Genomic DNA, 18441 nt, shown 5'->3' with positions numbered 1-18441 from the left:
TGACAATTGCGCTACAGCATCACGATGGTGGGATGGGAACGATGCCTGCCATCATCTCCGCGGTCGCCGCTTCTCTCGCCGCTGTGCTTGCCGGTGTGAACCTTGTCGTGTCCGGCCGTCGGGAGCATGCCAAGTGGGCCCGGGAAACCCTGGTTGAAGTGCTCGTGGACTTCGTTGATGCCAGTTTCGAGAGCAAGGACGCGGTCAAGCACGCCATTCGGGAAGGGAAGCCTGAAGTTTGGCCACCGGTTGATGACGCTTGCCACCGAGCGCAAGCGAAGGCAGCAGAACGCAGGATGCGGACGATGCAGAGCCGTCTGAGGTTACTGGCAGCACCGCGGGTCGTAGATGCGGCTCAGCACTTGCGCATCGAGACAAAGCGCTACCTGGCACTTCTCGACAGTCCGCTACGCGATGCCTTGGAGCGAGATCTACAGATGCGGCAGAATCTCTGGACGTTGCGCCAGAAGTTCTTGAACGAAGCCAAGGTCGCCCTCGCCCTTCCTCGTCCTTGGCGTCGGGTGCCCAAGACCACACCGTCAGAAGGGCTGGGGAGGCCATCCGACGCTGATCTCCGGGCACGCGCTACAGCGATCACCGATGAGTGACTGACTGGGTGACACAGGCGGGGACGACCGTGGTCGGTCGTGGACTGTTCTCGAAGCTCAGAGGACCTGCGAGTACAGGTCAGGGCACCATGATTGTTCGTAGTGGACATCTGCGAAGCGAGGGCGATTTGCTGCCCGACGACCATGACGACGCCGCTGTTGGAGGCTCGGGCGCTTGACCTGCACCGGTCCGGCCGCAGGCTGCGGGGATGGTCAGCGGGTCGGGCGCCGCGCAGCCTCGGCTCCTCCAACCTGTGTCGATCTCACTGTCTCTCTTGTTACGACGTCTGGTTTCTATCCCCGGACAGGCGCTGGAGGGTTGCTTTCGCCCGGAAGGAGAAGGCCAGTCGGAGGGTGTGGGCGGTGAGGTGGATGGCCCACCAGGTGAGGGCGAGGAGGTAGCCGATGATGAGGGCGTTGTGGTTGGGCCAGGTGTGGACGAGGGCGTAGCCGATGGCTAGGCCGGTGGCGATGATGACGCGCACGGCGCGGATGCGGGTGATGGTGAGGCCGGTGGCGACGCCGATGAGGGCGGCCCCGGTGATGCCGACGAGGCCGACGCCTGGGCTGTTGATGGGCATCTGCGCCATCGAAGTGATCATGAGGAGGATGCCGGTGGCGCCGATCGTGGCGTGGAGGGTGGCGGGTTTGGCGCGGGTGAGCCATGCGGGTAGGTCGTCGGCGGGGATGTGGGGCGCGGCGAGTGCGATGACGGCGGCGCAGGCGGCGAGGGGGAGGGTCCAGCCGAGGGTCCAGGTGAGGAAGGGCCGGTAGGTGAACTCGGTGATGGTGCCGACGGCGAGACCGTAGAGGATGCCGGCGACGGGGCCGCTGGCGGCGGCGGCGAGGTAGGCGTGGCGGATGAGGCGTCCCGCGGTGGGTTCGCTGTTGGTGGTGGGTGGTCCGGCGAGCCAGGTGGTGGGGGCGAGGTAGGCGACGGCGTAGGCGGTGAGGACGGCGAAGGCGCTGGCGGCGCCGAGTTCGGACAGGGAGGTGTTGACGAAGACGACGCGGCCGTCGATGGCGCGGATGTCGGCGCCGTAGGCGGCTTGTAGGAGCATCGCGAGGGATGATCCGCCGAGCAGGAGCGTGGCGATGAGGTCGCTGATGCGTAGACGGACGCGGGGCAGTGGGGTGTCGGCGGCTGTGGCGGTGCGGTGGTGCGTGGTGGTGGTGAGGGTCAGGGCGCCGTCGGCGAGTGCGTGAGGATGCCCGACCGCCCTGGCGGTGGCGCCGGCGGCGGTGGTGAGGGTCTCGACCAGGTCGGGGACGGGTCCGGTTTGGCGCGCGATGACGGCGACGAGGTGGTCGCGGGTGATGTCGGCGGCGTCGAGGATGGCGTCGACGGCGGTGGGGATCTGCTGAAGCAGTGGCTGTGTGGCGGTGGTGACGTCGGTGCGGGTGATGACTGTCGGTGGGCGTGGTGCGGGTAGCAGCACCGGTGCGCGGTCCTGGGTGGTGAGGGCGTGTCGGGCCTGCCGGACCGCTTCGCGTACCGCTGTCACGTCCCGGTCGGCGTCGGGTTGGGCGATGCGGTGCCGCAGCGGATCGTCGTGGGTGGTGGCAGTGGTGATGACGTGGTGGGTGAGGGCCTGGTCCAGGTCGTGTGGTGTGTCGATCACGTGGATCGCGAGTTCGTGGTAGCCGTTGGTGTGTGTTTGCAGGACGGTGAGGGTGGGCGGGTGCTGGTCGGCGTGGCAGACGAGCAGACACGTGCCGGCGGGTGCGGTGAGCCCGAGGGTGGTGGTGGCGTAGGTGGCGAGCGCGGCCGGGGCGGTGACCAGCGTCGGTGGCGGTAGGTCGGCGCGGGTCGCGGCGGTGGTGAGCAGGTCCCGGCGTCGTGGTCCCCACCCGGCGGGAATCGTCAGGGTCAGACTGGTGACCGCCTGACCGATCTGGTGCCGGGCGTTCTCGGCGACGTGCCGCAGCAGCCCTCCGACGACGTCGACCGGGTCCACGTCGGTCGGGTCCGGTGCGGCGCGTAGCTGGTTGACCGGGTCGGGCACGAAATGATGGTCGGCGGGCAGTGTCTGGCCGGCGGTGGCATCGACACCGAAGTAGAGGCGCCCGCCGGGGGCGACGGCGACGCCGGGTGGCAGAACGAGTTGTCCGCCGATGAGGACCGGGATCCGGGTGCCTGACCGGTCGACGGTCGCCGCGACGGCTGGTGAGGTGAGATCGATCGACAGCCGTGGCCCCCCGCTGGACATGCCCGGCAGTGTCGCGTGCAGGGTCGGGAGAACGTCAACCACATTCGCCGATGGTGATCCTTTGTGTGCGGATGGTGAGAATCCTTCTCGGTGGGATGGCCGAAGGCATGCAGGGGCGTGTATGCGGGACAGGTCGATGGCCATTTCGTTCGGGGGAGGGGCCGTGTCATGCCGGAGGCCGCGCACACCAACGACCGCCTGACCGAGTACGGCACCCGTCCCACCGTCTACCACCCAAGGCAAACACCACCTCCCGCCCCGCGAGGCCGCGCCGGACGAGTCATCCGCAGCGCGATCGGGGCCGTGGTCTACCTGCTGGGCGTGCCTGCGCTGTTGTGGCTGGTCGCCGGCAATCCGCTGCAGCGACTCCCGACCTGGGCCGAGGCCACCGCCTGGATCGAGCAGACCCAGCAACGGCTGACCATCGAGATGCTGACCGGGCTGGCGGTCTGGGCACTGTGGCTGCTCTGGGCAACCTTCGCCCTCCTCCTGATCGCCGAGCTGGTCGCCGTCGTGACCCGCTGGCGGATCCCGATGCTCCGGCTGCCCGCCCCGCTGCACCGAATGGTGTTCGGCCTGGCCGGCACCGCCGCTCTCGCCGTCACCTCCACCCACCTGACCGGCAGCACCGGCAGTGACCGATCACCCGTCATCGTCTCCACCGGCATCGCCGAGACCGTGCCGCAGCAGGCCATCGCACGCGGTCCGGCGATCATCCGCGTCGCCGACACCCGCTACGTCTACACCGTCGAACGCCACGACACCCTGTCGAAGATCGCCGCCGCCTGGCTCGGCGACACCAACCGGTGGCCCGACATCTGCGCCCTGAACAAACACCGCCACTTCCCGACCGTCGGCGGCACCCTACGCGACTGCGACCTCATCTACCCCGGCTGGGAACTCCGCCTACCCCCCGACGCGACACCACCGGCCGACGCCACCCCAGCCCCACCACGACCCCGCCAACCGGCCGACCCGCCGTCTGCACCTGCCGAACCGTCCACACCGACGCCAGCGTTCCCGGATGACGAGGACGCCTCCAGCGAAGTCGAATCGCCCACTACCCCGACGGCACCAGACGTCCCCCTGCCGGACCAACCCACCACACGGGATACACCGAAGCCATCCGCCGAGGCATCCAGCGACGGTGATTCTCCCGGCCCGGCCTCCGAGCAGAGCACATCCGCACCGTCCGGCGATCGAGACGGCCTAGAGCTACCTGGAGGCAACTTCCTACCGTGGGCATTGGCCGCAGCGATCAGCGCCGCCGCCGCGCTCACGTGGCTGCAACGCCGCCGCCGCTTCATCCCCCACGAACCCGGCAGTGCCGGCACCGACAACCCGCCGGTGATGCCGCAGGCAGTGGCCGAGGTACACCGTCACGTCGTACGCAACCGGGACCTACCCGCCGCCGAAGACCTGGCCCCACGAGCCGGCGCCGTCACCGACCTATCGCTGCTGCCACCCGGCGGGGTTGGTCTCGTCGGCGACGGCGCGGACGCGGCTGCTCGCGCCGCCCTGGTCGCCATGCTCGTCTCCGGCGGCCCCCGCGAGCCGAACCGTCGCGGCGAAGTCGTCATCGACCACGCCACCCTCGCCACCCTGACCGGCCTCGAGCCGACCGCGCTCACACCATGGCCACGCCTACACGTCGCCGACGACCTCGACCACGCCCTGAACATCCTCGACGCGATGCTGCTGCACCGCACCCGCATCCTCGACGAGCAAAGCCTCACCGACCTCGACGACCTACACCATCGTGCTCCGGACGAGGAGGCGCTTCCGCCGGTGCTGCTGATCAGCCCCACACCAGCACCGGACATCCTCCACCGCGTGCAGGCCGCCCTCAGCACCGGTTCCCACCTGGCCGTCACCGCACTGCTGCTCGGCACCTGGCCACCCGGCCCCACCATCACCGTCACCACCGACGGTCGCGCCCGGAATCCCGAAAGCTCCACAGCATCGCCACTCGGCGAGCGCATCGCCGTCCTCGACGGGGCCACCGCGGTCGCATTCCTGACCACACTGCGTGAGGCACAGACCGGCGAAACGCCCACCATCACCTCACCAGCCATACCGGCGCCCATTCCGCTCCACACCAGCCGGACCCAGTCTGAGACAGCCGACGAAATACAATCGGTCGCCGCGCCGCCAGCAAGTGACTCCACTACCGTCAAGGCACAGCTCCGGGTACTCGGATCGCCACGCATCGACAACATCACCCGAACTGGCCGACCGCTACGAGCCAAGGCACTGGAACTGGCGGTGTACCTCGCCGTGCACCCGGACGGTGCCGCCACTCGGGAGATCGGCGAATACCTCGAACCCGACGCTCGCATCAGCCAAGCCGACCAACGCGTGCACACCAACGCCTCGAACCTGCGGCACGTGCTCGGCCGCGCCGGCACCGCGGACACGAAGAACGCCTACGTCATCAAGGTCGCCGGGCGGTACCGGCTCGACCCCGCGACCGTGGACATCGACGTGTGGAGGCTTCGTGACCTCATGCGCGATGCGAGCATCGCCACCGAGCCGCGTCGGCGGGAGCTACTCACCGCCGCATGCGACCTCTACAACGCACCGCTAGCGGACGGCCAAGACTACGAGTGGTTGCAGCCACACCGCGAGGCGGTCCGACGCTGGGGCACCGAAGCCCACCTCCTGCTCGCCGACGACCTACTCGACCACGATCCGCAGGCCGCATCCGACCTCCTCGACAAAGCCATCGGCCTGGACCGCTACAACGAGGCCACCTACCGCAAGGCCATGCGCGCCCGCCACGCCCTCGGCGACACCGACGGCATCCGAACCCTGCTACGCGCCCTGACCAAAGCCCTCGCCGACATCGACACCGAACCACAGGAGGACACGATCACGCTGGCAACTCAACTTCGCGTCAGCCTGCGCGATAAGTGAGCGTCACCGCCGCGCCGAGTCCCTCCACCCCCGGCAGCGGCGAGTCTCTGTAAATTCTGTAGTGCGACGTGTTCCAGCAGCGAGCAGGATATGCCTGGCTGGCGGCAAAAGTGCCGGTCACGTTGGCGGTTTCCCTCCGCGTTGCTGATGCGACGGCTGGACGAACCCTGAGGATCCAACACGACGACCGCCGCCATTCATGCCGCCGACCGCAGGATCCTACCAGCTATTCGCTGATCTAACTTGCTTGTCGAGGAGCTTCAACCTGGCTAATTGTCGGTGGTGGGACACGTGGGATCACGTTTTCCTCTGCCATTGTCGACGGTGGCCGGAGTTTGAGCAATTGATGGAGTGTCCTCTTTCTCTGGTTCCTGTTCATCGCCGCAGAGTTTGCCCACAATCTTTATAGCGTCCTTACGGCGCTGCTCGTTCCCGAAGACGCCGACGATCGTGGCAAGAATTAGCGGCTTGTCGATGATTCGACAAGCCGCCTTATATGCAAGGAAGGCGGCGAAGCCGACGACTAGGGCGGCTGGTGGCAGGTCGCCAAGCAGATTGGCGGGAAAGGCTGGCACGGCGGGCTCCACAAGAAGAGGGAGCCCGGATCTACGCGATCACTAGCTCCCGAAAGACAAGGGGTCGCAGGGTCTTTCGGGCTTTTCCAGGCGCACGGCTGCGATGGCTCTCGATCGAATGGTCGACGTCAGGAACTAGCAACGGCTTCGCGGCAGGAATCGACGCGAAAGTCCGGCCAAGAATCCGCCGAAGGATGATCTCCGCGCGACGTGCGAGAATGCGGCCGATGTCGGAACGGGAAGGTGGCCCCGGATCGGCGGTCTTTGTGGCTGTTTCGTGCCGGGCGGTACGCACTTGGCGTAGATTCGATGACACCTCACGCGGGGGAAGTAGGTGCCAAGTCCGACGTTCATCGATTTTTCGCTTGACGTGCTTCAGTGCTACGGGATCACATAGCAAGCGCTCGGCTTTCGACCACCACGGAACTAGTACGGCAGCCGCCGTTCGGGATCATGGCTGGAGTTCGAGGTTGAGGCGTCGGGTGTAGTGGGCTTGGCGGGCTCGGGCTTGATGGCGGCGGCGCCAGTCTGACCAGCGCAGACGGTGGGCGAGGTCGCGGATCGGGCGGAGTACGAGGGTGTTGATCAGCCGGCGGGTCTCGTTGACGGTCAGCTTGATCAGACCGGTGTCGGTGGAATCATCGTCGGCTTCGGCGGCGCAGATCGCCAAGACGGCGAGGGCGGCCAGGGCGAGGGTGGTGAAGCGGTGCCAGGAGTCCCAGCGGCGGACTTGGTGTTGGTCGAGGCCGACCTGGCCCTTGGCGGCTTGGAAGCTTTCCTCGACCGTCCAGCGGATGCCGGCGACCCTCACGAGCTGGGCGAGGGTGGCCGGTCTGGGTGTCCAGCAGCGGTAGAAGGCCAGTTCACCGGTGGTGGTGTTGCGGCGGATCAGGAGGCTGTGGTGGCCGCCGTCGTCGGGGTCGGCGTCGGTGCAGACGTCGTCGAGCCAGGCCCAGTCGTAGAAACGCGGGCCCTTGGATCCGGCGCCAGCGCTGCGGCGCTGCCACGCCGAGGCCGGCAGGCCGGCGGCGACCCGGTCAGCCCGCACCCGAGTCTTCCCGCCGTCGAGAGGGACCAGGTGGCTGCGGGACACGGCCAGGACGTAGCCCAGGTGGTGTTCACGCAGGCGAGCACGGAAGACACTGCTGTTGCCGTAGGCCTCGTCCGCAGCCGCCCACCCAGCGGGGACGCCGGCGTCGAGGGCAGCGGTGATCATGTCGGCGGCCAGCTCGGACTTCGTGGCGAAGACGACCTCGTCGGGAACTCCGGCGGCCTGGCATCTGTCCCGGTCATCGGTCCACGACACCGGCAGGTAGACCCGGCGGTCGATCAGTGTGTGCCCATGCCGGCTGGCGTAGCCACAGAACACCCCTACCTGCGCGTTCTCGATCCGGCCGGCGGTGCCGGTGTACTGGCGTTGCACCCCAACCGTATGCGTGCCCTTCTTCAGATCCCCGGTCTCGTCAACGACCAGCACCGCGTCCGAGTCACCGAACCGGGCCACGACCACGTCACGCAGATCGTCGCGGACGGCGTCGGCATCCCACACCGCCCGATACAACAACCTCTGCATCGCATCCGGCCGCGCATGCCCGGCCTGCTCCGCCAACTGCCAGCACGTCTTGACCTCGATATCCGCCAGCAGCCCGGTCACGAACGCCGCCGCAGCCCGCCGCGGCTCGACCCGCCCGAACCGACCCGCGAACGCATCACACACCCCGGCCAGAACCCGCCGCCACCGGGCAGGGTTTACGCTGTGGCACGCGGCCACCGCCAGATCTGAAGTTATGTCCACAGCAGACAGACGATCACGCGGTGGCCGCACCTCGTCTACCCGGCCCCACCAGCGACATCTCAAACGGCGGCTGCCGTACTAGCCGGATTGGATCGCGAGGCTTCGGGTGGCCGTCTGCGTCGAGGCGAAAGCGTAGATTGACGGGAGGTGCGCCGTTGCGGAAGTCGATTTCTATCGATTGATAGCCAGGCCAGGAGAATCCAGCCAACATCTGGTTGAGTGCATCGCTAACCAGCACAATGCCACGGCTGAGGTCGACGGGGGATGCGTCAACCGATAAGCCAGTGGTCTTGTCGTAGAACCTGGTCAGCTTCCTCGCGACACGCTTCGCCACGACATGCGCGAAGGCTTCGCTCTTGCCGGTCCCGGGGTCGCTGCGGAGAAGAACCATGTCCGCGCATCTCGCTGGGCGCATGGTCGCGGGCCGTGCACGCAACCCAGTCACCCAATCCACGAGGGACAGAGTAGCGGGCGGTCGCACGAGGCGTTCGGAGGCGCATGACCCCCCGTCGCGCTGCCCGATCCCCGGATGAAGCTGGCCTCCTCCTTGCCGGTCCTGAGGGGTGTTTGCGAAATGCCGGGACGGCTCCGGCGGGTTGTCCGGCAGACCGCCGCGCCGCGAGGAGGAGAACGTACAACCTTGATGTGGGATCTCATTTGAGATGTCGGGCGCCTGGTTGTTGACCTGGGTCTCCATGCCCGTCTCACCTATTTGTCGGGACGGTTTGTCTCACGGATCTGTCGGTTTCTTCGCGGAACGGTCCGTTGCCGGCTTCTGATGTTGGCCTGGCGGGGTTGATCGCGGCGTTGCCGTAACGCTGAGCGCCTCGGCGTTACCAGGGGTGGGACTGTAAGACGAACGGTGTAACTCCTGATCAAGGAGCAGCACCTGATGTCTGATGGATCGATGGCCGCCGTGGATACTGCCGCGGTGGCGAAGAACGGGCCGGGACAACCGGCGGAGGGTCTCGACGGGGAACTCGTCGCCCAGATCGTGGAGCAGGCCCGTGCGGCGGGTCTGCAGCTGACCGGCGACGGCGGTCTGTTGCAGCAGCTCACGAAGCGAGTCCTGGAATCAGCGCTTGAGGGCGAAATCACCGATCACTTGGGCTATGACAAGGGCGACCCGGCGGGCAAGAACGGCGGGAACTCCCGCAACGGTGTGCGGGCCAAGACGGTGCTCACCGATGTCGGCCCGGTCGAGATTGACATGCCGCGCGACCGGGATGGGTCGTTCGCGCCGCAGATCGTCCGCAAGCGGCAGCGTCGGTTGTCCGGCGTGGACGACATGGTCATCTCGCTGTCCGTCAAGGGCCTGACCACCGGGGAGATCCAGGCCCACCTCGCCGAGGTCTACGGTGCCGACGTGTCACGGCAGACGATCTCGACGATCACTGACAAGGTTGTCGAGGGCATGACCGAGTGGCAGAACCGGCCCTTGGACCCGGTCTACCCGGTGATCTTCCTGGACGCGGTGCACGTGAAGATCCGGGCTCTGTCGCCGGTTGTGTGAAGCAGATCAGTGCGCGAGCAGAACGCGTTTGCGAAGCAGTTCGAGGCTGGCGCGGCCGAACATCTGTCGTTTGATCATTTTGAGGCGGTTGATGGTGCCTTCGACGGGGCCGGAGTTGTGCGGCAGGGTCAGGCCGTTGCGGAGGGCGTCGAGGTCGCGGCGTAGGTTGCGGGCGAATCCGGCCAGTGGCGTGAGGGTGTCGTGTTCGACGGCGGCGATCCACTCTTCGAGGCGCTCGCCGTGTCGGCCGGTCATCATGACCGCGAAGGCTCGCACGTGTTTGACCAGCCGGTTCAGGTCCTGGTCGCGGCTGCGAACATCACGAAGCTTGGCCGTGTCACGGGGATCGAGATGGTCGGGATGGGTCATGATCCATGAGGTGACCTGGCGCACTGACGGCGGTTTCGGGCCGGGGTGCGGGGCGTGGCCGAGGCCTTTGCGGAAGCGGCGTAGGTAACGCTGGACGGCCAGTTCCCCGCCGGGATAGCCCTGCTGCTTGATCTCGCGGAACAGTTGGGTGGCGTTGCGTTCTCCCTCGTTCCAGCGCTGGTGCAGGTAGGCGACGTAGTCGTCGACCAGGTGCGCGCGTTGCTCGGTGACGGCGGTCAGCTCGGCGACGCTGGCAGCGTTCAGGTATTTGCGGACAGTGGCCTGGTGCAGGCCGAGCTTGCGACCGATCGCCGACTTGTTCATGCCCTGAGCAGCCAATTGGTGAACGGCGGCATGGTGTTCACGAAGGCGGGTCACGATCTTCTTCTCAGGTGGCGGCTGCACCTCGGCGGGCATCGTGTCGTCGGCTGGTGGCGGTGCCGGGGCAACAAGCCGGGACCAACACGCGTTGACGGTCTTCTCCACCGCCTGGCCCAAGTTCTGCCAGAGGTGGAACCGGTCCGCGACCTGCACCGCGTCCGGGGCACCGGTGCGGGCTCCTTCGCCATAGCCGCCGGCCCGGTCGCGGCAGATCACCTCAACTTCTGGGTGCTGCCGCAGCCATGCGGCGAGGCTGTCGCCGTCACGGCCGTCGAACACGTCGACCGGACGCCGGCTGGCCATGTCGATCAGCACGGTGCCGTAGTGACGACCTCTGCGAAACGCGAAGTCGTCAACGCCGAGGACCGTGATAGGTGGCATCAGCGGATCGGGTAACTCTCTGACCAGCCGCAACAACGTATCGCGGCCCACGGCCGCGCCGATCACCGACGTCAGCCGGGAACCGGCCCGGCCAGCCAGAGCCAAACCGATCTGCGTCAGCATACTCCGCAGCCCCGGCGTCAACCGCGCATGCGGCACGGTTAGCCCATCGATCTGCTCGGCGAAAGTCTTCGCGGGGCAGCCGGTGTTGTCGCAGCGAAACCGCCGGACCTGCACCTGAAGCAGCAACGCCGTCCCCGCTATCGCGACATCCCGCAGCCGCCGCTGATAACGCCCATGAACCCTGCCCGACCGCTGCTGGCAACGGCCGCACCGTGCAGTCGCGGTCCGAGCCCGACCCGACAGCACCATCACGCCGGCACGCTGCTCAACAGCCTCGATCGACAGACCCGACAGGTGTGGCAATAGCTGCTCCACAAACGAACACGCCAGACATGATCAACGAAACTGCCCCGTCCCGAATCGAACCGTCCACATCACAAGATCGGCGACAGAGCCAAGATCCGTGACGGGAAGGTCGCCAACCGGCCCATCTACCTGGCCCTGGCCGTCACCGTCGAGGGCACCCGGGACATCCTTGGGCTGTGGGCCGGTGACGGCGGTGAGGGCGCCAAGTTCTGGCTGCAGGTCCTCACCGAGCTGAAGAACCGCGGTGTCGCGGACGCGTGCATGGTGGTCTGTGACGGACTCAAAGGGCTGCCCGACGCGATCGGCGAGGTGTGGCCCGAAGCGGTGGTGCAGACCTGCGTGATCCATCTGCTGCGTGCCTCGTTCCGGTATGCCGGCCGGCAGCACTGGGACGCCATCGCCAAAGCCCTGCGGCCGGTCTACACCGCGCCCACGGAGCCTGCTGCCAGGGCCCGGTTCGCCGAGTTCACCGAGGCGTGGGGCGGCAAGTATCCGGCGATCGTGCGGCTGTGGGAGCAGGCGTGGGCGGAGTTCGTGCCGTTCCTGGCCTTCGACGCCGAGATCCGCACCGTCGTCTGCTCCACGGATCGCCATCGAGAGCGTCAACGCCCGCATCCGCCGCGCCGTCCGCGCCCGCGGCCACTTCCCCAACGAGGCCGCCGCGCTGAAATGCGTCTACCTGGCCGTGATGAGCCTCGACCCCACCGGGCAGGGCCGCCGGCGCTGGACCATCCGCTGGAAGCCAGCCCTCAACGCCTTCGACATCGCCTTCGAAGGACGCCTGTCCGCAGGCCGCAAGTAGACGCCAACAACCCGAGTTACACCGTTCGTTTGACAGACCCGCGGCGGGGACTAACAGATCCGGTGGCGGTGTCCGGCTGCGGCGTCCAACCCGATCAGCGGGTGAGAGTTGCTCTTGCCGGGAGTTGCCGATCAGGCGCGGCTTGGTCCGATTGAGAGCCGGACGAGGCCGGACCAAGCCGGACGAAGCCGGATGTCAGCGGAGGTCGTTGAGATGCAGCGCCATATCGAAGTAGCGCCGGGTCAGGTCTACCGACCTCGTTCAGGTGTGGTGAGCCGAGTACGGCGTTGATCGCGAAGCTGACGCTCCTGGTCGAGGGCACGGTCATAGACGTGCCTCACCGCGAGCGCAAGCTCGGGGTCCACCCGAAGCGCCATCAAGATCTGTTGCAATGTGTCGAACCTCGGCAACCTCTTGCCGCTGAACGTGTCCGACAGCGTGCTGACAGGCACGTTGGCGGCCATTGCGATTCGCCGCAAAGTCGGTTGACCAGCTTGAGCGCGTACACGTTGCAGGAACTCCACCAACTGCCGACGTTCGTCGTTTCCACCGCGGGCTTCATTGTCACCAGCATTTCCGCGTGTGCGGGAGGAGGTCACTGCACTGGGTGATGTGCGGTCTGTCGACAAGGTCGCGCGTCGATCTCGCTCCAGCTCACCCTCCACGGCGCTTCTTTTCGCCATCCATCCGGCCTCGTCACCACCCCAGGCGTTAACGATGATCGCCAGGATGTCACGCGTGGGAATACGGTCCCCACGCAACGCGGCGTAGAGGGTGGATCTCGGTACACGTTGTTGAACGCTGATCTGATCAATGCTCGGAGCGGTCGCCCCTCGACTGTCCCTAAGCGCGCGTAGTTCAAGGGCAAACCGCGCACGTGGACCGTCGTCAGGCTGGAGGGGGTTTGGTCGTCGCGGCATGGGCTCCTGCCGGTTGTCTCGTCAATAGCGCGGATTGTACTCGTATTGTCTCTTGATCGTTGAACAGACTCCCAGGGGCTACCTAGCGTTGTAGGCACGGAGTTTGAGCGGCCCGCCCGTCGTTCATGGCCTTGGCAGGAACTCGTGCACGTCGGGCGGGCCAGAACCGCCGGCGTTGCCGGCAGAGAGGACGGGGTCCGATGACCAAGTCCTGTATCCATCATCACCCCTGGTGGGGGCCTCCTGGCAAGCGGAGGATGGTGATCATCATTGTTCTGGTGGCCGTCATTGCGGTTCTCGGCCTGAGTTTTGCCATGCCAGCCCCGCGCGTCGCAGCGGTCTCGGGAATCATCTCGGCTATCGCTGCATCCGTCGGTGTGCTTAAAGCACGGAAAGCCGCGCCGTAGCTCCGCTAGGCTGAGCGTGGCCAGGTTGCCGCACGTCGGGCACCTGGCCACGCAAACTTCTCAGCTATCTTTCGGAACCGACAAGTACACCGACAGATCGATGAGAAACCGAAAGATCTATTGAGAACCTACACTTCACCAAGAAACGATCCGACGGATCGCGGCAGTCTGGTTGATCCACCTGCTCAGTCGAGTGATCTTGACAACGTCGCCGGTTTTCGGAGCTTGGATGACGAGTCCGTCGCCGAGGTACATGCCGACGTGGCGTGGGTTGGCCACGGTGCCTTCGCTGCCGGCGATGAGGATGAGGTCGCCGGGCAGTAGAAGCGTCGGGTCGGCCACGGGCTTGCCGGTGTTTGCCTGGTCGGTGGTGACGCGGGGTATGGGGATCCCGGCCGCTCGGTACGCCGCCTGCATTAGGGATGAGCAGTCGCACTGTTTGTCAGGGTTGCCGGAGTGGGGGTCGGTGCATGATCCCCCGAAGTGGTACGGGGTGCCGAGCTGGTTCGCCGCCCAGAAGATGGCGGTGGCGACGGCGGGTGGGGTGTTCGCGGGTAGCGCGAATCCGTCCGGGAGGGCGGCGAGCGCGCCGGTGGCGCAGTCGGTGAGGGTGTTGGCCAGTTGGTCCACCAGGTGTAACGCGTCGTCGATCCACTTCGCGTACGCGTCGGGGAACGCGGAGACCTGAACCTTCTGGGCGGCGTGGGTGAGTGGCATCGCCTCCCAGCCGGGCACGGTCAAAAGCTTGTCGAAGAACTTCCCGGCCTGGTAGGCCGGCTCGGACAGTTGCGTGGCGGTGCCCCATCTATGGCTTGGGCGTTGCTGGAACACCCCGATCGAGTCATGGTCGTTGCCATCGCCGAGGTGGGGCAGGTTACGCAGGCCGGATTCCTGCATGGCGGTGGCGACAGCGACGACCCATCCCCAGCGGGGGACGCCCTTGGCGACGCCGACGTCGATTATGGTCGCGGCGATCTCTCGCTGCTCGGTGTCCCAGGTGCCGATGTCGGGCCGCGGTCCGGTGGGGCGCAGGGCGGGCGCGGCGACGATGCCGCATCCGTTGGAGCCGCCGCCGGTGACGGCCGACAGGAGGACCATGGGCAGTCCGAAGCACGCGACGATGACGATGGTGACGACACCGATGATGGCTTTGGTCATGGCGATTGACCTTCCGTCGCAGACGAAGAAGGGCCGGCGTGCGCGGGTGCTCGTCCGGCAGGCGTGGAGCGGTGCTGTGGTTGTGGGCGATAGATGAGCGGCAGCCGCCTGGCGGGATATCGCGGAGGAAGTTGGCGATCAGGTCGTAGCGGTGGCAGGCGGTCGCAGTCGCGCTCGTAGACGCTGCGGTGGGTGCGGTGCCGCGCGTGAAACGCAAAAAGGGCCGTGGGCCGCCCTCGCGGGCGGCCCACCTTGAGCGGTCGCGTCAGTTGATGGATGCCTGGAGGACGTGGGCGGCTTGACGGAGCAGGTGCTCGATGGTCCGGCTGGCGTCGTAGGAGTCGTGGCGGCTGTCGATTTCGGCGGCGTAGGCCCAGTCGAAGGTGCCGTTGGCCATGGCGGGCACGTGCCACAGGTCGCCGCCGTGGTCGAGGAACAGGGCGCAGCCCCACCGGTCGGCCAGGAGGGTGAGGGGTTGAGTGGCGCAGGTGATGGTGCAGGCGCAGTCGGGGTCGGTGTAGGTGGTGCGCGGCTGCTGGTGGTGGACGAGGCAGCGGCAGTCGCAGAGCCTCTGCCACGGCGGGATGTAGGCCATGGGGTTCCTCCGAACGTCTACGCGCGCACGCCTCGGCCGCCGCCGGTGGTGGGCAGCTTCCGGGGTGTACGCGGTTGTGGGGTGGTCAGTGCCGTCGCTCAGGTCGGCGGCCCGGTGATGGAGGTCCGGCCGGGTCGCAGGAGGGTGTTGTCCTGGACCTGGCGGGTCTCCTCGGCGGTGAGCAGGTGGGCGGGCAGCCGCGGCAGGTGCTCGCGCCAGGCGCGGTAGAGGCGATGGGTTCCGTCGATGAGCAGCGGGGCGGGTGGGTGCCCGCTGATGTCGAGTTGGGCGACGATCACCGGTGTTTTCAGGTCGGTGGTCATGGCGTAGGCCCGGTCGAGTGCGGTGCTGGTCGGCCCGATCAAGCTGGCCACCCGCTGGTGCGGGTCGTCGAGCCGGGTCAGGCCGTATGCGGTCGCCCACGTCGCGACATCGAGAGGCTGGGTGTCGCGGGGCGTGGCGGCGATCAGCGCCCGTGCGGCGTCGATGGAGAACACCCAGGGCGGCCCGAAGTGGAACCACTGCGGCTGTCGGGGCGGGTCATGTGCTGCCCCCGTTGCGGTTGTTGGTGAGGCGGGTGGAGATCGCGACGCAGCGCAGGATCAGCTCGTGTGAGGGCAGGGTCAGCAGTCGCTGTCGTTTGTCGTCACGAAGCTGGTCCCAGATGAGGACGGTGACGGCGGCGGACCATACGTCCACGATGACGCCGTCGATCTTGGCGTGCTGGCGGTCGGCGACGATGCGTCGCAGGGTGTCGATGAGCGTGGCGTCTCCGAGTGGGTGGTTGGCGTCGTCGGGTCGTTGGGCCTCGGGGAGCAGGGTGTAGTAGTCCTCGCAGGTGTCGTCGATGCGCGGTGGGTTCTCGGTCTCCCACCGCTGCACGTCGGTGGCACGGAGTCCGCACACCGACTGCCGTAGGTCGCGGTGGTGGCGGATGTGGCCGCTCATCGGCTGCCCGCCCGGTCTGAACCCCACCTGGTCGTGCTCGGCCGTGTCATGGCCCTTCCCTCCGTGATAGCGCCGGGGCAGCGGCGCCGCTGCCCCGGCTGGTGGGCGATGTGTGGTCAGACCTTGAGCAGGTCGAAGGCCGCCAGCTTCAGGTCGCCGACATTGCCGGTGACCACCCGGTTGGCGCGGGCAATCTCGTTCTTGGCGGGCTGGTAGTGGTCGAGGTACTCGGTGATCGCCTGGAAACCGGCCCACCTGCTGCCGGAGATGGCTTTCTGGGTGTCGGCCTCACGGATCAGGTACTTCAGCGTGCCGAGGCGCTGCTTGGCGTTGTTGCGGGTCTGCTCCGAGGCGGTGTCCTTGACCGGCCACACCTGGCCGACGACCTGCTCGAACTCGCGCATCGTCATCGCGGTCTGAAGCATCCGTTCGGCGGCCTTCTCGAAGGTCTCCATGTACTTCCACATCAGCCCCAGTGCCTCGCGGGCTTGGCTGATTTGGGAGTTGACGTTGGAGGTGTGCCGGAACGTGTAGTGCCCGACCGAGTGCGCGAACGCGGCCCGTTGGGTGTTGGCGCACACCACCCGAATCGGGCTGGCGTCGACCCGCAGGGCGGCGGTGCCGTCGTGCGACGTGGTGCCGATCAGATACAGGTCCAGGCGGTCCACGCCGGCGATCTCCATCGCGTGCGGCAGCTTCATCGTGACGAACACCGACTTGCCGCGCCGCAGGCTGCCCGCGGTCTCAAAGTGTGCGCCGCCGACCTGATCGACCAGGCGGTCCAGCATCTCGGCGCATTGCTCGTTCTGGACCACGGTGTAGTCGGTGCCGACGATGCCCAGATACTCCGTCTCACCGGTGACCGGGTTGCGGCGGACGGTCATCCGCTTGTCATCGGCGGGGATCTGTACTTCGACGCCGTTGACGAGGTCGATGCCGACGGTGCGGATGGTGCGTACGCCCCAGTCGCCGAGTCGGGCGGCGGCCATGATCTCCTCGGCGCGCATGGTGTCCTGGGTGACGGTGCCGAGTTGGTGCCAGGCCGACAGGCGGGCGCTGGCGAAGGCGGTCGTCCCGTCGGTGAAGGTTTCGAGGTCGTGCGGCACGGGGTTCTCCTCTCGGATGCGGTTGCGGGGGCCGAGCGCATAGCTCGGCCCCCGGGATGGTGGGTGTGGGTCAGGACTGGTCGGTGTTGTCCGCGTCCGCCTCGGCGGCAGCGCCGCTGTCGGCGGGTGCCGGGTGGACGAAGGCCAGCGGGTTGTCGGAGACCAGGAGGATGCGGCCGGCGGCGGCGGCCTTCGTGAGGTTGTTACGCACCGCGCCGTTGCTGACCTGCCGGTTGAGCTGCGCGGCGAGCGCGCTGGCGATGTCCTGCGGGGTCATCTGACGGCCGGGGCTGGCGGCCAGATAATCGAGGGTGAGCTTTTCCAACTCGCCCCGGCCGAAGGGCTGGTTGCCGTCGGCGTTGACGGTCCCGTCGCCGCTGACGCGGCCCACGGTGCGGGCGGTGCTCGCCGTGCGGGGGGTGGCGCGGGTGGGCAGGGTGACGACGTGGGTCTCACCGTCCGGGCCGACAATGTGCAGCGTGCCGTCCGGACGGACCAGGGGCTGCACGGCCGCCGTGGCGGTCGGCGTGTTCGCCAGGCCGCGCATGACCTGAAGGCAGAGCGGGCAGCGGGGCGGTTCCGGGTTCGGGTCGACCTCGCTGGCCTTGGTGGGGCCCGGGATCCACCGCTGCGGCTCGCCGGGGAGCCGGCGGGCGGCGTCTGCCTGCTCCATCGCGGTCAGCAGCCGGGTGGCGGTGACGTGTCCGATGCCGCTTTCGGCGACGATCAGGTCGAGGGTCGCGCCAGCATCGCTGTAGTCGGCCAGGACGCCCTTGATGGCCATGACCTTGCGGTCACCGGGGCGCGTCGGCTGTACCACGGCGACCGTCCGACCCTCGTCGTCCGCGCCGCTGTCCTCGTCGTCCGGGCCCTCGTTGCTGGCGTCGTCCCGGTCGGTCTCGTCCGCCGTGTCGTCGGGCTCCTCGTCTGCGTCCTCGTCGCCGTTGATCTCGTTGCCGGTCTGGTCGGCCGGCTCGGTGTCGCCGGTGTCCGGCTCGCCGGCCGGGTTGTCGAGGTCGGTGCCGTCGGGTTGCGCGGTCTCGTCAGGGTTGGCCGTGTGCTCGCCGCCGGGGTCGTCCGGCGCGGCGTCGGTGGCCTCCGTGGGGGTCGCCGGGGTCCACCGGGTGGGCGTGCCTTCGGCCGGGTCGGCGTCGGTGTCCACTGCGGCGATCAGTCCGGCGTCGGCGAGGGTCTTGATGGCTTTGTCGGTGGTCGAGCGGGCCTTGCCGGCCTTGTCGGCCAGTTCGTGGACGTTGCCCTGACCGAGTTCGGTCAAGGCGTCGAGGACGGCCTGCGTGGCAGGCGTCAGGGACAGGTTTTCCATCGGT

At 67.5% G+C, this 18441-nt stretch carries 15 protein-coding genes and 2 pseudogenes; 5 read left to right on the top strand and 12 right to left on the bottom strand.

Annotation, left to right across the window (positions count from 1 at the left end; genetic code table 11):
- Positions 1 to 41: 41 nt before the first annotated feature.
- On the top strand, positions 42 to 608 hold the full coding sequence (locus O7605_RS30210) for a hypothetical protein (protein ID WP_269742373.1): 567 nt from the start codon (positions 42 to 44) through the stop codon (positions 606 to 608).
- Between the two features lie 278 nt (positions 609 to 886).
- Here the strand turns inward: O7605_RS30210 and O7605_RS30205 are convergent, their stop codons facing one another.
- On the bottom strand, positions 887 to 2860 hold the full coding sequence (locus tag O7605_RS30205; RefSeq protein ID WP_269742372.1) for a hypothetical protein: 1974 nt from the start codon (positions 2858 to 2860) through the stop codon (positions 887 to 889).
- Between the two features lie 126 nt (positions 2861 to 2986).
- On the opposite strand from O7605_RS30205, the gene O7605_RS30200 reads away from it, so the two are divergent.
- Positions 2987 to 5734, top strand: a complete 2748-nt coding sequence (locus tag O7605_RS30200) for a BTAD domain-containing putative transcriptional regulator (protein ID WP_269742371.1) — start codon at positions 2987 to 2989, stop codon at positions 5732 to 5734.
- A 269-nt stretch (positions 5735 to 6003) separates the two neighbouring features.
- Here the strand turns inward: O7605_RS30200 and O7605_RS30195 are convergent, their stop codons facing one another.
- The 3 genes from O7605_RS30195 to O7605_RS30185 form a co-directional block, all read right to left on the bottom strand.
- Positions 6004 to 6309, bottom strand: a complete 306-nt coding sequence (locus O7605_RS30195) for a hypothetical protein (RefSeq protein ID WP_269742370.1) — start codon at positions 6307 to 6309, stop codon at positions 6004 to 6006.
- 451 nt (positions 6310 to 6760) lie between these two features.
- Entirely contained in the window at positions 6761 to 8080 is a 1320-nt protein-coding gene (locus O7605_RS30190; RefSeq protein WP_443083905.1) for an IS701 family transposase, read from the bottom strand.
- 37 nt (positions 8081 to 8117) lie between these two features.
- Complete coding sequence (locus O7605_RS30185) at positions 8118 to 8495, bottom strand: hypothetical protein (RefSeq protein WP_269742369.1); 378 nt, start codon at positions 8493 to 8495, stop codon at positions 8118 to 8120.
- A gap of 516 nt (positions 8496 to 9011) precedes the next feature.
- Here O7605_RS30185 and O7605_RS30180 point away from each other — a divergent pair.
- Positions 9012 to 9596, top strand: a pseudogene (locus O7605_RS30180) (transposase); the annotation flags it as partial.
- Between the two features lie 27 nt (positions 9597 to 9623).
- On the opposite strand, the gene O7605_RS30175 reads toward O7605_RS30180, so the two are convergent.
- Positions 9624 to 11186 carry an ISL3 family transposase gene (locus O7605_RS30175; protein ID WP_269742368.1) on the bottom strand — a complete coding sequence of 521 codons (1563 nt, stop codon included), beginning with the start codon at positions 11184 to 11186 and terminating at the stop codon, positions 9624 to 9626.
- Between the two features lie 81 nt (positions 11187 to 11267).
- Here O7605_RS30175 and O7605_RS30170 point away from each other — a divergent pair.
- Positions 11268 to 11979: pseudogene (locus O7605_RS30170) on the top strand (IS256 family transposase); the annotation flags it as partial.
- A 248-nt stretch (positions 11980 to 12227) separates the two neighbouring features.
- Here the strand turns inward: O7605_RS30170 and O7605_RS30165 are convergent.
- Entirely contained in the window at positions 12228 to 12740 is a 513-nt protein-coding gene (locus O7605_RS30165; RefSeq protein WP_269742367.1) for a helix-turn-helix domain-containing protein, read from the bottom strand.
- A gap of 416 nt (positions 12741 to 13156) precedes the next feature.
- Between O7605_RS30165 and O7605_RS30160 the strand changes: the two genes are divergently transcribed.
- Entirely contained in the window at positions 13157 to 13306 is a 150-nt protein-coding gene (locus tag O7605_RS30160; protein WP_269742366.1) for a hypothetical protein, read from the top strand.
- Positions 13307 to 13441: 135 nt separating this feature from the next.
- Here O7605_RS30160 and O7605_RS30155 read toward each other — a convergent pair whose 3' ends face one another.
- The 6 genes from O7605_RS30155 to O7605_RS30130 all read right to left on the bottom strand — a co-directional run bounded on the left by O7605_RS30155 (position 13442) and on the right by O7605_RS30130 (position 18437).
- Positions 13442 to 14464, bottom strand: a complete 1023-nt coding sequence (locus O7605_RS30155; protein ID WP_269742365.1) for a C40 family peptidase — start codon at positions 14462 to 14464, stop codon at positions 13442 to 13444.
- A 265-nt stretch (positions 14465 to 14729) separates the two neighbouring features.
- Positions 14730 to 15059 (bottom strand): hypothetical protein, encoded by a 330-nt coding sequence (locus O7605_RS30150; RefSeq protein ID WP_269742364.1) that lies wholly within the window; start codon positions 15057 to 15059, stop codon positions 14730 to 14732.
- Between the two features lie 98 nt (positions 15060 to 15157).
- Entirely contained in the window at positions 15158 to 15556 is a 399-nt protein-coding gene (locus O7605_RS30145) for a hypothetical protein (RefSeq protein WP_269742363.1), read from the bottom strand.
- Positions 15557 to 15599: 43 nt separating this feature from the next.
- On the bottom strand, positions 15600 to 16034 hold the full coding sequence (locus O7605_RS30140; RefSeq protein ID WP_269742362.1) for a hypothetical protein: 435 nt from the start codon (positions 16032 to 16034) through the stop codon (positions 15600 to 15602).
- Positions 16035 to 16123: 89 nt separating this feature from the next.
- Positions 16124 to 17113, bottom strand: a complete 990-nt coding sequence (locus O7605_RS30135) for a DUF932 domain-containing protein (RefSeq protein WP_269742361.1) — start codon at positions 17111 to 17113, stop codon at positions 16124 to 16126.
- Positions 17114 to 17183: 70 nt separating this feature from the next.
- Positions 17184 to 18437, bottom strand: coding sequence for a helix-turn-helix domain-containing protein (locus O7605_RS30130; protein ID WP_269742360.1), 1254 nt, complete (start codon positions 18435 to 18437; stop codon positions 17184 to 17186).
- Positions 18438 to 18441 lie beyond the last annotated feature (4 nt).

It is taken from the genome of Verrucosispora sp. WMMA2121 (assembly GCF_027460185.1).
Lineage (GTDB): Bacteria > Actinomycetota > Actinomycetes > Mycobacteriales > Micromonosporaceae > Micromonospora > Micromonospora palythoicola.
This window is presented reverse-complemented; position numbering and strand designations above follow the sequence as displayed.